Annotated in this window: 11 protein-coding genes; 2 read left to right on the plus strand and 9 right to left on the minus strand. The window is 61.6% G+C overall.

Translation table 11 applies throughout. The annotated features are described in order from the left end of the window. Window positions 1-96: 96 nt before the first annotated feature. Genes QN222_RS04520 through QN222_RS04545 form a run of 6 tightly spaced genes read right to left on the minus strand, consistent with a single transcriptional unit; the run spans window position 97 to window position 7,975 of the window. Window positions 97-654: a nitrous oxide reductase accessory protein NosL gene (locus tag QN222_RS04520; protein ID WP_283961984.1), complete on the minus strand. Its 558-nt coding sequence runs from the start codon at window positions 652-654 to the stop codon at window positions 97-99. Next, window positions 651-1,478: an ABC transporter permease gene (locus QN222_RS04525; protein ID WP_283961983.1), complete on the minus strand. Its 828-nt coding sequence runs from the start codon at window positions 1,476-1,478 to the stop codon at window positions 651-653. The genes QN222_RS04520 and QN222_RS04525 overlap by 4 nt, the downstream gene beginning before the upstream one ends. Beyond that, window positions 1,475-2,389 (minus strand): ABC transporter ATP-binding protein, encoded by a 915-nt coding sequence (locus tag QN222_RS04530; RefSeq protein ID WP_283961982.1) that lies wholly within the window; start codon window positions 2,387-2,389, stop codon window positions 1,475-1,477. The genes QN222_RS04525 and QN222_RS04530 overlap by 4 nt, the downstream gene beginning before the upstream one ends. Next, window positions 2,386-3,762, minus strand: coding sequence for a nitrous oxide reductase family maturation protein NosD (locus QN222_RS04535; protein WP_283961981.1), 1,377 nt, complete (start codon window positions 3,760-3,762; stop codon window positions 2,386-2,388). The genes QN222_RS04530 and QN222_RS04535 overlap by 4 nt, the downstream gene beginning before the upstream one ends. Continuing rightward, the gene (gene nosZ, locus QN222_RS04540) at window positions 3,762-5,681 is read right to left on the minus strand and encodes a TAT-dependent nitrous-oxide reductase (protein ID WP_283961980.1); all 1,920 of its coding nucleotides are present in this window, start codon (window positions 5,679-5,681) and stop codon (window positions 3,762-3,764) included. The genes QN222_RS04535 and nosZ overlap by 1 nt, the downstream gene beginning before the upstream one ends. Continuing rightward, on the minus strand, window positions 5,681-7,975 hold the full coding sequence (locus QN222_RS04545; RefSeq protein WP_283961979.1) for a regulatory protein NosR: 2,295 nt from the start codon (window positions 7,973-7,975) through the stop codon (window positions 5,681-5,683). Before QN222_RS04545 ends, nosZ begins: the two co-directional genes overlap by 1 nt. A gap of 152 nt (window positions 7,976-8,127) precedes the next feature. Between QN222_RS04545 and QN222_RS04550 the strand changes: the two genes are divergently transcribed. Next, window positions 8,128-8,967: a ferritin family protein gene (locus QN222_RS04550; RefSeq protein WP_283961978.1), complete on the plus strand. Its 840-nt coding sequence runs from the start codon at window positions 8,128-8,130 to the stop codon at window positions 8,965-8,967. Window positions 8,968-9,228: 261 nt separating this feature from the next. Further along, window positions 9,229-9,666, plus strand: a complete 438-nt coding sequence (locus QN222_RS04555) for a pseudoazurin (RefSeq protein ID WP_283961977.1) — start codon at window positions 9,229-9,231, stop codon at window positions 9,664-9,666. 69 nt (window positions 9,667-9,735) lie between these two features. On the opposite strand, the gene QN222_RS04560 is transcribed toward QN222_RS04555, so the two are convergent. From QN222_RS04560 to QN222_RS04570, 3 genes are all read right to left on the minus strand, one after another. Then, window positions 9,736-11,904, minus strand: coding sequence for a methyl-accepting chemotaxis protein (locus QN222_RS04560; RefSeq protein ID WP_283961976.1), 2,169 nt, complete (start codon window positions 11,902-11,904; stop codon window positions 9,736-9,738). 203 nt (window positions 11,905-12,107) lie between these two features. Then, window positions 12,108-12,299 carry a hypothetical protein gene (locus tag QN222_RS04565; RefSeq protein WP_283961975.1) on the minus strand — a complete coding sequence of 64 codons (192 nt, stop codon included), beginning with the start codon at window positions 12,297-12,299 and terminating at the stop codon, window positions 12,108-12,110. 464 nt (window positions 12,300-12,763) lie between these two features. Next, entirely contained in the window at window positions 12,764-13,252 is a 489-nt protein-coding gene (locus QN222_RS04570) for a DUF2214 family protein (protein ID WP_283961974.1), read from the minus strand. Between the last annotated feature and the right edge of the window lie 57 nt (window positions 13,253-13,309).

Genomic DNA, 13,309 nt, shown 5'->3' on the forward strand with positions numbered 1-13,309 from the left:
CGCGGGTGCGGCGGCTTGGCACGTGTGCTTGGCCCCAACAGTGGAAGTCCGGCAGCGGCTGCCATAATGCAGATGGCCCGGCGGCGCGTAATCGGATTACCCATGAGTTTGCCCCTTGCCGTGGCTGTCCATTTCCAAGCCCACGTCCTGATCGCCAGCATCGGTTCCCAGCACGTAGTCCTCGGGAAGGTCGGTAAATCCTGTCACCTGCCCGCCGTTCTTCGCGGCGAAATCCCGTGCGGCGCCTTCGGTGAGGAACGGCACCGCTTCCTCTGCGCCCATGCCGCTCTTCACGCTGCTGCCGATGACGTAGAAAGCCTTCTTCGCGTCGATCCAATTCTCCGCACCAGGATCTTCCCAGCTCTGGGCAGCGCCCATGTCAGAAACATAGATCGCGGCGATGTCTTTCGGTTCGTCCGGCAGCATCGTGAACGCCACGGTGTCGCGCGCGGAGGAAAACCAGATCGGTTCAGGAATGTCCCGAAGGATGACCTGCCCCTTCGGCCCGGGATGTTCGAGCACATTCATGCCGCAATAGCGCCCCATGGCGTCGGCCGTAAGCGCGTAGGGAGCAGGCGTTCTCGCCTCCTCCTTTTCGCAACCGCCGAGGAGAAACATTGCGGTCAGCACAGCTGCCGTGAGCGCCAGCCTCATAATTCCCTCCTTGAGAAGATCACTGTGGCGAAGCCGAGCGGAGCAAGCGCCCAGAAACCGAGAGCGGCAAGCAGAACTGGCGAGGAAAGGCCCGTATACTCGGCGACGCCGCCCATGGCCGAAAGCGCGCTCGCGCCGCCGGAGCCAAGATTGAGCAGGCGATAGACGTCCGTGGGATTGGCGAGCAGGAACGCGTTGAGAACGCCCGCCGGGATTGTCTGCCCCTGAGCGGCAACGAGGCCACCAAGCAGCGCCATGTCATAGATCAGCACGAAGAACAGCCAGACGCCGATGGCGATGCCACCGGCCGTGCTCCGCTCGCTCGCCAAAGCACTCGTCAGGTATCCGATTGCGGCGAACACCGCACCGAGCAGGATCGACGATGCGATCATTGATGCGAAGGCGCGCCAGCTTTCCGCTCCTATCTGGCTTCCTGTCGCCATCAACGCGATGGCGGCCACGCCGTAGCCGAAGAGCGTCGCAAAGGCGAGTATAGCCAGGTGCCCGAGGAACTTGCCGAGGACGATCTCCCGGCGTCCGATGGGATAGCTGAGAAGAAGCTGCATCGTCCCCCGCTCCATCTCACCGACGATGGCGTCATGGGAAAGGAGGAGCGCAATCAGGGGTACGAGAAAGATCGTGAGGCTTGAAAGGCTGACGATGACGACATCGAGCCTGTTGACGCCGACGGTCCCGGTCGGCGCGCTTCCGAGAAACGTCAATGTCAAGGCAAGTGCCGCCATGAGCAGCGTCGTTGCGAGGACCCAGCGGTTGCGGGTGCCTTCCTGAATCTCCTTCCCGGCGATCGTCAGAACATTTCTCATTTCGTCACCTGGGCTTTGAGAAAATGGGCGTAGAGGTCATCGAGCGTCGGTTCCGTGATCGTCAAACCGGAGATAAGCGCCGCATCAGCGGTAATATCGTGCAGCAGGCGGATTTTCCGATCGGGCAATATTTCCGCGTCAAGGCCACCGTCCGCACCACGCCGCCAGTTCATGCCGCCATTCGCCCATTTGGGTGCTGCGTCGATTTGCGAAAGTCTAACGCTGATGCGCGTCGGCAGTTGAGCGATGTGACGCAAATCGTCGAGCGTGCCGTCGGCAATCGCGACGCCGTTGTTGATGATGATGACGCGATCCGTGCGCCCTTCGAGCTCGGTCAGCGCGTGCGACGAGAGCAGCACTGTCGTGCCCTTGCCTCGCAACTCCGTGATCAGATCGTAGAAATTCCGCCGCAAGGCGGGGTCGAGCCCGCTGGTCGGTTCGTCGAGCAACAGGATCCGAGGTGCTCCGAGCAAGGCCTGAGCAAGCCCGAGGCGCTGCCGCATGCCCTTCGAGTAGGTACGGACGGGTCGGTCGACGGCTTCCGCCGCGAGCCCCACGCGCTCGAAGAGTTGCTCTGCAGCGGTGGCTTCTACGCGCTTCAGTCGCGCGTAGAAGCGCAAGGTCTCGCGTCCCGACAGAGCCATGTTGAACGAGACGCTTTCCGGCAGGTAGCCGAGGCGCTGACGCACCGCAAAGTCGCCGGTGGCAGGATCCTCGCCGAGGACACGCACCGCGCCTGTCGTGGGACGGATCAAACCGAGCATCAGCTTGATGAGCGTCGTCTTGCCGGCCCCGTTGTGCCCGGCGAGCGCCACCGTCTCTCCCGCGCGGAGCGTGAAGGATACGTCCCGGACGACGGTGGACTTTCCATAGCGCTTGGCTATGCCTGAAACCAGGACGGTCTCATTCATTGTGTAGCTTCCTTGCTTTGGGGCGGGAGCATCAGCGGATGGCTGTCGATTACGCCACCGGGCAGAAGCGCCGGAAACTGTGCCTGGGCCCAGCGGATGACCTGAACGGCGGGGCTGCTCGTCAGTAGTTTGGCCTGGGGTGACGTCCAAAGAACCCTGTCGATGAGATCGTTGGGCCTATAGGAACTGTCGCCGACCCCGTCGCCGTTGAGATCGAACGCCGGATTGTCGGTCCAGTAGTTGCCCCTGCCGTCCGAAGACCAATCGAGGTGGCGCGTTCCGACATATTTGACCTGGTTGCGATTGTTTATGAACGCGTTGCCGCTGATGCTGTTGCCTTCCGATCCTGCCGTGAAGTGAATGCCGATCGCGCACCCCTCGAATAGGTTGTCCCGGAAGCGATTTTTGTTGGCGTTGTAGATGAAGACGCATTTTTCCGGTCCGAGACGATGGTCTCCGTCGGCGGCCGCGCTCCCCTTCTCTGTCTTGGGCATGCCGTGTTCGCTGGATCGGGTTCCCGCGGTCAACCAGCGCTCGGTCGGTTGCAGGCGGCCGACGACGATGTTGCCGGTGATTTCGGAACCGTTCGCGTAGTTCAGCAGAAGACCGTGGTCGCGGTCCCCATCCGAGCGATTGCCTTTTATTTTCAGGCGATTGGAAAACATAATCGCATAGCCGACGGTGTTGCCCGTCGAGACATTGTTGCTGATCTCGCTGTCGTTTGTGTACATGTAGTGAATTCCGAAACGCAGGTCGCTAAAGCGATTGCCACTGAAGACATTCCGCTTGCTCGCATTGGTCGAAATTCCGTCACGCCCCAAGCTGATATCGTTGTCGAGAACCATCGAGCCTGGCGCATTCCATACGGTGACGCCATTCCCCGATTCGCTCAGGCGGCCTTCCTTCAGGCCGGCAATCCGATTTCCCCTGACGACGCTGTCCACCGCTCCGTGAAGATAGACACCAAAGAGATTGCCGGTGATCGTGTTGTCCTCGATCACGGCGCGCTTGGCGGTTTTTGCCGCAAAAACTCCCGAATCGAGCTTTGCAAGATCGGTGCCGGAACCGCTCACCTGGAGGCGGCGGACCGTCACGCCCTCCGCGGTGATCGTGATGACGCTGCCCTTGCCATTTCCGATGACAGATACCTGCCCCTGCCCCACCAGCGACAAGGCCTTGTCGATCGTGACCGGCCCCTTGTAGTCGCCCGCCTGCAACGTGATGACGTCGCCGGGTGTCGCCGCGTCGATCACTGCTTGAAGGGGCCGTCCTTCGTCCGAAGCAACGACGCGGTTTTCCGCATGCGCAAGCGCGGGTAAGGCGGCCAATATGGCCGCCGTCCCGATTTGCGCTGTCAGGGCTCGCACGTTCATCATGCTGCCGTAGGTTCGACGAACATGCGTCCCTTCATTTCCATATGCATGGCGTGGCAGAACCACGAGCAGTAATACCAGTAGACGCCTGGCTTGCTGGCCTTGAAGGTTACGGAAGCGGTCGCCTGTGGAGCCACTTCCATGTTGACGCCGTAGTTGACGATGGCGAAGCCGTGGGTCAGGTCCTCGACCTCGTCGATATTGGTCACATAGACGGTGACCTCATCACCCTGCTTCACGCTGAAGGTTTCCAGGCCGAAGGCGGGAGCGGAGGATGTCATGTAGACGCGCACCTTGTTGCCGTCCCGAATGACTTCCGAATCGACCAGCAGATCGATGTTGTCCGCCTTGGCCTGAGCGACAGCGTCTGCGAAGAACGGGTCCTCGCGGTTCCAGACGTGCACAGGGTTGATTTTAGAGGCATGCACGATTGTCGCGTCATGCGGTTCGGCGAAGGTTGGGTTGTCGTGGACGATAACCATTTCGTCCCCGGAAATGTCGATCAACTGATCGTTCTCCGGCTTCAGCGGGCCGACGTTCAGATAGCGGTCCTTGGAGAACTTATTCAGCGAGATCAGCCATTTGCCGTCGGCGTCCTTGGTCTGTCCCATGGACGTATGGTTGTGGCCGGGCTGATAATGGACGTCGAGTTTTTGGCGAATGGGATCGACCTTTTCACCCTTGAAGGCACGCTTGGCGTCCTCGATGTTCCATTTGCAGATCTGGCTGTCGATGAACAGGGTCGTGTAGGCGTTGCCCTTGCCATCGTAGGCGGTGTGCAATGGGCCGAGGCCGAGTTCAAGTTCGGCGACGACCGTGTCGCGTGGCTTGATCTTGTCCTCGAAGAGATCGTCGAACTTGCGAACGTCGAAGACGGTCACGGTCGGCGACAGCTTGCCGTTCGCAACGACGTGGATGCCGTCGGGTGCCGTGTTGATGCCATGCGGACTGTTCGAAACCGGGATATAGCGCGTGTAGGGCGAGCCCTTGCGGCCATCGAGCACCGGCACGCCGCCGATTTCCTTGTAGTCGCCCGTGGCAACCGCTTCCTCGATGCGCTTGAGATTGAACACGACGACCCAGTCCTGCTCGCTGGCCATCATCTCCGCAAGGTTCACGCCCTCCTCGGAGTTATAGCAGGTCGCAAAGCAATACTTGCCCTGGTAGTCGGCATCGACGTTGTCGAGGTTGCCGTCGACCATGACCTGCCACGCCACTTTCATGGTTTCGCCATCGACGGCGGTGAAGATCGCGCTGTACTGCTTGTGGTCGTCCAGAATCTTGCCGTCGTTCGGGATCGGCACGCGATCCTCGCCGTTGCAGAAGACGTACCCGGTTTTCGGATACTTCTGAACCCGCATGCCGTGAACCGTGTGCTGGTTGGGAAGCTGGATGATCTTGTCGCACTTCATCACGTCGAGCCGGATGCGGCATATGCGCGTATTCGCCTTGTCGTTGGCGAAGAGATAGCGCCCGTCATAGGTCCCGTCGGTGAACGAAGGATGCGGGTGGTGAAGATCGCCGTTGAGATAGAGGCCGTCCCGCTCCTCCAGGAATTCTACCGACTCGGGAAGCAGCCCTTCCGTCAGGATCTTCCGGCTTTCATTCGTCTGGCCCCAGCCGGTGGCGCTGCACCGGTTGAATACGGGGATCCGCATCATTTCGCGCATGGAAGGTGCGCCGACGACGCGGACTTCGCCCGTCTGACCCGATGAGAAGAAGACGTAGTATTCGTCGAGTTCGCCGGGCTTGACCTCGTAGCTGGAACCGGATGCTTCCTGCGCCTTTGCCGGCGTTGCCGTTCCACCCGAGAGTGTCAGCGCACCACCGGCGCCCATTGCGCCGGCCGCCGCCACGAACGCGGACGTGCCCAGCATTTGTCGTCTGTTCAGACGCATTTTGGTTTCTTCGTTTGACATTATGCCTCTCCTTGGATGTTGGCGTCAGACGGGATTTCCGGTGTCTTCTCGGGTCTCCTGATCGGGACACCCTTGTGGGTCACGGCGGTTTTCGCCGGCGCCTGCCCCCGTGAAGCCGGGGTGGAAAGCGCCATGAACTTCTCGCGTTTCAGCCGCACCTGGATCATGTGCGGACAGCGCTGATCGTCGTGGTAAAGCTCCTGGCAGTGCATGCAGTAGATGCACTCGTTGACATTGATGCCGCCCTCCGGGTGAATGGACTGGACGGGGCATTCCTTCGCGCATCGCTGGCAGGGCGAACCGCATTCCGGCCACCGCTTCAGCCACTCGAACATGCGGATTCGACCCGGTATCGCGAGGGCGGCGCCCAGCGGGCAAAGGTAGCGGCAATAGAACCGTTCGATGAACAGCCCGGCGGTGAGCACGGTCAGCGCAAAGATGACGAAGGGCCATTCGCGCGCGAATTTCAGAATGATGGCCGTCTTGAACGGTTCCACTTCCGAGAACATTTCGGCAAGGGCGAGCGAATAGAGCGACAGGCCGAACAGTCCGAGGAAGATGATGTACTTGATCGGCCAGAGGCGTTCATGCAGTCCCCAGGGCACGCGGACCTGCGGCACTTTCAGCCACTGTGCAATGTTGTTGGTCAGTTCCTGCAAGGCGCCGAACGGGCATAGCCATCCGCAGAACGGACCGCGCCCCCAGAACAGCAACGCGGCGGCAACGCTTGCCCACAGGAGGAAGACCAAGGGGGCGGAGAGAAAGAACTCCCAGTGGAAACCCGTCACAAGAGAATTGAAGAATGTCAGGACGTTGACGACGGAGAGCTGGGCATTGGCGTACCACCCGAGCCAGACAAGCGTGAAGGTGAGATAGCCACGCCTCACCCACCCGAACAGCACCGGTCGTTTCACGAGCCAGTCCTGGAAGAAGAAGATGAGGGTGAGGACAAGCACCGCTGCGGCGGCAATCGCCACCGATGTGCGGTTCATATCCCACATCTTCATCCAGAGAGGCTCGCTTACAGCAAGCGGTTCGCCAGGCGCGGTCCGCTCGGCGGCACTCGGCTCAACAGGCCGCGGCGATGGCGGCGCAGCTTCGATCTTCACGTAAGCATCGGGGAGCGTGTAGCCGAGATTATAGGGAAGAACCGCCTTCTCGCGCCCTACCGAACTGCGCTGGACCAGCAACTGCAGTTCCCAGGGAGCCGTCACATCGAAGCCGAACTCCGCCGGAACCACGAAAAGCGCGATCTCGCGAAGATGCGGAGCGCCTGCGGCCGCAAGGGCGGGCAGCCGCGTGTGATAGCGGTCGCGGAACCGCAACCCCTGGCCATCCTGCAGAAGCTCGATCCGGTCGAAAATGCCGCCTCGAACGTAACCTGATCCCTTGAATGAATAGGCGCCATCCCCCGCCACGACGATTGCTTCTTCACCGGGCTTGAGTTTGGCGCGCATCTGCTCATAGCGCGCTTCGCCCAGCAGCGACCGCCCAATGCTCGGGACGCTGACTGGCGCGATGTAAAGATCGATAAACCTGTCACCTGACTTGCGCGTCTCCGGGTGCTCGGCTGCGCTTGACTGCCCCGCCTGCCGGAATGCGTCCGAGACCTCTCCGACCGTCAGCCGAAGGCTTCTGACCGAACCGTCGCCGACAAGGGTCTGCCAATCGCTCACGTTGCTTTTGCCAAGATCCACCCGGCGGATCTCGGAGGAAGGCCCGGCCAGGGCAGCGGTCTCCGCCCCGAGCCTGTTGCTGCGGATGAGCTTGAGAGCGGAGCGGACGATGCTGTCGCCCATGACGAGGACGGTTACGGTCGCGCCGCTGACGATGTCGACCTGCGGCGGCCGTTCGGCACCCGCCGAGACGCGGCCCAGATCTTTGCCTATCAATGAATTGACCGAAGCAACAACCTTGGCCTCAGGGATGCCGATGAGGACGATCGGCTCCTTGTGCTCGACCAGCTTCAGCCCGCGTACGATGCCCTTGGGATCAATACCGACGACGATATGGATGGGCTTGCCGGAATAGCCGACCGAGCTCGTAACTTCGGAGTTGAGGAAGGCGTATCCCAGCAACTCCTCGCCGCGGAAAATCGGCGCAATCGGCGGGTCGCCCGTGGTCTCGCCGAAACGGGTGGCTCCCGGGAAGATTTCCCCCGGCTGCACCTTTTGAAGCTTTTCGGACAGCTGGCCTGCCATGCTTGGAAAGGCCACAAGCAGGGCGATACAGAGAACGGTGAGAGCGCGGACAAGGCTTTGCAAAGGCATTTTATTGATCGCTGTCTGGCACATCGAGTTTTCTGGCCGTACGCGGCCACTGCATCGCAGCCATCTGACACGACCGAGACGGAGCTTCTTTGAGCTAAATCAACCCGATCAAATTCAATCTGGGCCAGTCTGCGCCGTCAGAGGAATCGTTTCGCGCGCGAGCCGGGAGAGCAGAAATGCCGGAGAAGAAGACGGAACCGTGGACAATGGCGTCGAAGGACGAATTGCTGGCCTTTGCGCGGGCCATGGAACAGGAGGCGATCGACGGCTACGTTTCGCTGGCGGCGCGCATGCGGGCGGAAAACCGTCCCGACCTGGCGGAAGTGTTCGATCGCCTGATCACCGAAGAAGAGGGGCATCTCGGGAATGTCGATCGGTGGCTTGGTGATCGGATGCCGCTCCCGGTCACGCTCCCCGAACCGCTCTTCGATGACGAGGGCGCCGGGCTCGTCGCTCCGGAGCTGCTGACCTCGTACCGCGCCTTTTCCATGGCGGTTCGCAACGAGGAAAGAGCATTCGTATTCTGGACCTATGCCGCCGCGCATGCGCCAAACGACGAGATAAGGCGCGCCGCGGAGCGGCTGGCCATGGAAGAACTGGGCCATGTCGCAACGCTCCGGCGAGAACGACGCCGGGCGTTCCACGCGATGCGCCACGCCGACGCGCAGGCCGCCAAGGGGAGTTTGCCGGCTCTGGAGCAACGACTTTCCAGCCTCCTGTTGAACCTGGCCGATTCAGTCGGGTCACTGGTCGCGGGGCAGTTGCGAGCCCAAGCGGCTGAAGCAGCAGCGCGGGCTCAGCATCTTTCGCGAGAAGCATCTGCCGAGGCGCCTCTTCTGCAGCACGTGCCGGACAATGTCACCGAGCGACTGGTCCCGCTTTGTGAGTTCCTCCTCGACTGCTACCTGGACTTGGCGGAACGAGAGCGCACGGAGGCAGGACGGAAGCGGGCGCAGACGTTTGCGGGCGATATGATCCGCTGTCTGCAGGATGTGCGGGCGCTTCCGACCCCCTAATGCCCGAGTGGCCTTCCCTCGACTATAGCGTCGCGCGTCTTATCAGACGCCCCAAGGACGCTGTAGCGCTCTGAATTGCCGCATGTTTTCATCCTCATATCGGCTACGATTCAACGAAACATGCGGTAGAGGCAGCGAGGATTGCGGCGTTCTGACGCGAGCGAAATTTGCGTTATGTCAAAGAAGGAGCGGCCGACACGGCTTAGTCATCGTCCTTGCAAGGCGCCCATGCGGGGTGTCTTCCAGCAAGGAGAATTCGCAATGCGTTCCATGACCAAGTTTCTCGTCGGTGCAGCGTTCCTGAGTGTCCTGAGCGTTCCCGCTTTTGCCGCCGACCATGAGATCAAGATGCTCAACAAGGGCACGGACGGCGTGATGGTCTTCGAACCGTCGGTACTCAAGGCCAACCCCGGAGATACCGTGACTTTTGTGCCTGCGGACAAGGGCCACAATGCCGAAACGGTCAAGGACATGATCCCGCAGGGTGCCGAACCGTTCAAAGGGAAGATAAACGAAACGGTTAAAGTGACCCTGACCCAGCAAGGCGTCTATGTGGTCAAGTGCACGCCGCACTTCAGCATGGGCATGGTTGCCGTCGTTGTCGTCGGCGAGGCACCAGCCAACGTCGAGCAAGTCAAGGCGGCAAAGTTCCCGAAGAAGGCACGTGAACGAATCGACGCCGCGCTCAGCAACCTTTGAGCCCCTCATAAAGATTGCGACTCACGGCGAAGCAAAGATGTCGCCGTGATCGCAGGGTTGGGCGCGGGGTCAGGCGGCATCGGCTTGCCGGTGCCTCTCCGCCCACCCCTGCCCCGTCTGGAAGGTCGCCAATTGATTGCGCAGCTTGCCAGCCTCGACTGCAAGACTTTCCGAGGCGGCTGTCGTCTCCTCGACCATGCCGGCATTCTGCTGGGTGATCTGGTCGAGTTGGCTGACCGTGGCGGTAATCTCGCCCAGCCCCGAGGCCTGCTCCTTGGCAGACTGTGCGATGGTGAGAACCTGCCGGCTGATCAGCTGCACGTGCCGGTCGATACCGGAAAGCGCGTCACCGGTCTTGCCCACCAGGGCGACGCCAGCCGAAACGTCGTTCGTCGCCTGGTCTACCAACGTCTTGATCTCCCGCGCTGCGGCGGCTGAGCGCTGTGCCAGCTCTCTAACCTCCTGCGCTACGACAGCAAATCCCTTGCCCGCTTCGCCTGCACGCGCCGCCTCGACCCCGGCATTGAGCGCCAGAAGATTGGTCTGGAAGGCGATCTCGTCGATCACACCGATGATCTGTCCGATCCGCTGCGAGGAATTGGCAATGTCGTGCATCGCGCCGACGGTTTCGGCCACGACACGGGTCGCCTCGGCGGCATCGCTGGTTGCGATGCCGACCGAGCGCTGCGCCTCGTCGGCGCCAACCGAGGACATCTTGACGGCGGCCGCGACCTCCTCCAGAGCGGCGGCGGCTTCCTCCAGTGCTGTCGCCTGGCTGCCCGTGCGCCGCGCGAGATCGTCCGCGGCCGTCCGCAACTCTGCACAACCGCCGTCGATGACACTCGCATTCTCCCCGGCGAGCGAAACGAGCCGCTCCAGCGTTTCGATGGACCCGTTGAAAGCCGTTCGAAGCGCGTCGAAGTCCGGGGCGAGCCTCTGGGCGATCCGGAAGCACAGGTTCCCCCGGGAAAGTTCGTCCAAACCGCAGTTTACATTTTCCAGCGCCTGTTCGAGATCTCTTGCCCGCGCTGCCCGTTCTTCATCGCGCGCCCGCGCCTCCGCCTGCCGCTCCGCCGCACGACGCTGATCTTCCTCGCGCTGCGCTTCCGCCTGGTGCCTGGCTGCCTCTACGGCCCGGGCGACTGCGCGCCCCATGGCTCCAACTTCGTCCTTGGCATCCGTCTGGCCCACTGTGGTTCCGGCGTCGCCGTCAGCGAGACGCTCGATTGCCGCGGTGAGTGCCCTGATCGGCCGGACCACTCCCAGCGCGATCAGCACAGATACAAAGGCGGCGGCGGAGAGCGCGGCGGTCATGCCACCACCAATCGCTAGCAGAGCCGTCATCTGCCGGCGGGCGAGTTCAGCCGCGTCCGCCCGCGTATCCTCGAGCAGCGCCTTCTCAACCTCGCGCATGGTGTCGATCCGTGCACTCGCCAGACGATACCATTCAGCGGCATCAAGGGCGGAGAGGTCTCCCCCTTCGCCGGCTGCCAACAGCGCCTGCCGTATTCCCGCCAGCGGTGTCGAGGCGCCTGGCGTAACGGCCTCCGCCCGATCAGCGAAAGCCGGCAGCTTGGTGACGAACTCATCGAACAGCGTCGTCTGCGCGCCGTAGAGCCTGGCCAAGCGGAGCAGGCCCTCGCGATCAGCCAGACCCGTGGCGATCAACGCATTACCTGCCGCCCGTTCCTGGCCCGCATATTCCTTCGCCAACGAGAAGAGGTTGTAGGCTTCGACCTCCCCGGCAAGTGCATTGTCGATGCGCCCGCCATTGGTGAGTTCGCGCAGCACGGCGAGCAAGCGGGAAACGCATTGGCTGTACTGCGCATTGCTCTCCGCCGGCGCCAACTCACGCCGGTCGACGCGCCCGCGCAGCCCCGCAAGCTGCTGCAACGCCTCTCGCAAGGGAGCATCCTGATCGATGGCGAGCTTCGACGCGGCAGCCAAAGCCGTTTCAGCGCGCCCGTCAAAGCCGCGCCGCGCGGCGGTGAGAGATGCGTCATCACCACTGGTATCATTCGCAAGGAAGAGAGCCGTCGCAGCGCGCTCCGTCTGCAGGGAGTGCACTGCGTCCCCAAGGATCGATATGTAATCGCTGATCTCCACCAGGCGCGCCGCGTCCCGGTAGCTCGCCAAGCTCTCCTCGACCCGCCCATAGGCGAGCCAGGCGGCGACGAGCGCCGGCAGGGCAACACACCAGAGGATCCGCTTGGTCAGTGAGACGTCCGACAAACGCATGAGGCAACGCTCCAGAGGAAGTTCGACCTCATGCCGACGCGCCGCAATTCATTTTCGGCCCGATGCACCTACACCGCTGCCGGGTGCATCTCTTTGATGCGGCACAAACAACACCGTTACCCTGCGAGGAAGACGAATCTTGAAAGCGGGCGGCGGTGTGTAGCGGCTTTCCGCCTGGAATTGGCTGATCTCAAAGCGTTAGATCATTCACGAAAGATGCCCTTGTAGTAGGAGCCGTTTCTTGGCGGGGCACCGCTTGCCCTGGGGTTGAGCGTCCCGTTCCGGTTCTCCGCATTGGGCGCTATCGATGCCGTGTCGGGGTTCTCTGACACGCAGGCTACGCTACCGACGCTGATTGCCACCGCCGTCAGTGCGAGAATAACAAACTTGCTCATCTCTACTTCCTCGGTTGAAGCTTGCCCGATAATTCCAATTCAAATCGGGTTCGGACGCCAGGATCATCCGCTCGTCGCCCTACTGCATATTTCCTTAAATCGTAGCCGATTTGCGGATGAAAACATGCGGCAATTCAAAGTGCTACAGCGTTCTTTGCGCGTCTGATAAGACGCGCGGCGCTGTAGAGACTGGGCCAGTCTGCGGTCGCGCCCCGGCTGCTGCCAAGTCGCGGACCTGCCTCGGATGCTTGTCGTCCAGATCCGCCGCACGAGGGATGTCCGGCACTACGGGGCCGGACGCCTCTGCCGGATCGACTGCGGCGTCAACGGCTTTTGAAGCGACCCTGCCAAATCCTGTCCATCATGGCCTGTGCTATGGAGCTACCCTCCAAGTTTCGGCGCAAAATGTAAAGGGTGTGTGACACCCATGCCAGACTCATCGGGCCTGCACCCAGATGAACCTTTCAATAACCATAGCGAGCCATCGTGGCGGCCAGAACTGGAATAAGCGCGAATACGCCGATCTGCGCCAGAATAGAGCCGCGCACCTTGGCAACGTCGTCGGGTAGCGGGGTGAACGCGCCTTCGTCCGCATTCTTTCGCCACTTGCGGATTTGCCGTGTGGGGCGGATGGAGAGCAACCCGACCATGACAAAGGCCGCCATCTTCAGCCAGAACGCCCAATTGTAAACATAGGCTTCCCATCCCTTGAGGCCAAAGAGCACGCGGGCGATCCCGATGAGGAGCACAAGCGCGGCGGTCGCGCCGTAATACGCATCGATACGGGAGAGGAACCTCGCGCCTCCCCCAGACATGTCCGGCCGCACAATCACTGCTTCCATCGCGATGATCGCCGCCAGCAAGAAGACCAGGAGGTGGTGGGCACTAGCGAGAACAAGATCCGTGAACATCTGAAATTCCCGTTTTTCTGACAAAAGACCGCGATCCGACATGGTGGGCTGACCTTGACTTTCATGTGGGCACGTCGATCTTAACGTCGTCAACATAGC

The organism is Sinorhizobium sp. 6-70, assembly GCF_030124375.1.
In the GTDB taxonomy this organism is placed as follows: Bacteria; Pseudomonadota; Alphaproteobacteria; order Rhizobiales; family Rhizobiaceae; genus Sinorhizobium.

What these genes read in the sequence shown, in the direction of transcription:
- QN222_RS04520 (WP_283961984.1), bottom strand. Translation starts at nt 654, where the DNA reads ATGAGGCTGGCGCTCACGGCAGCTGTGCTGACCGCAATGTTTCTCCTC.
- QN222_RS04525 (WP_283961983.1), bottom strand. Translation starts at nt 1,478, where the DNA reads ATGAGAAATGTTCTGACGATCGCCGGGAAGGAGATTCAGGAAGGCACC.
- QN222_RS04530 (WP_283961982.1), bottom strand. Translation starts at nt 2,389, where the DNA reads ATGAATGAGACCGTCCTGGTTTCAGGCATAGCCAAGCGCTATGGAAAG.
- QN222_RS04535 (WP_283961981.1), bottom strand. Translation starts at nt 3,762, where the DNA reads ATGAACGTGCGAGCCCTGACAGCGCAAATCGGGACGGCGGCCATATTG.
- nosZ (WP_283961980.1), bottom strand. Translation starts at nt 5,681, where the DNA reads ATGTCAAACGAAGAAACCAAAATGCGTCTGAACAGACGACAAATGCTG.
- QN222_RS04545 (WP_283961979.1), bottom strand. Translation starts at nt 7,975, where the DNA reads ATGTGCCAGACAGCGATCAATAAAATGCCTTTGCAAAGCCTTGTCCGC.
- QN222_RS04550 (WP_283961978.1), top strand. Translation starts at nt 8,128, where the DNA reads ATGCCGGAGAAGAAGACGGAACCGTGGACAATGGCGTCGAAGGACGAA.
- QN222_RS04555 (WP_283961977.1), top strand. Translation starts at nt 9,229, where the DNA reads ATGCGTTCCATGACCAAGTTTCTCGTCGGTGCAGCGTTCCTGAGTGTC.
- QN222_RS04560 (WP_283961976.1), bottom strand. Translation starts at nt 11,904, where the DNA reads ATGCGTTTGTCGGACGTCTCACTGACCAAGCGGATCCTCTGGTGTGTT.
- QN222_RS04565 (WP_283961975.1), bottom strand. Translation starts at nt 12,299, where the DNA reads ATGAGCAAGTTTGTTATTCTCGCACTGACGGCGGTGGCAATCAGCGTC.
- QN222_RS04570 (WP_283961974.1), bottom strand. Translation starts at nt 13,252, where the DNA reads ATGTCGGATCGCGGTCTTTTGTCAGAAAAACGGGAATTTCAGATGTTC.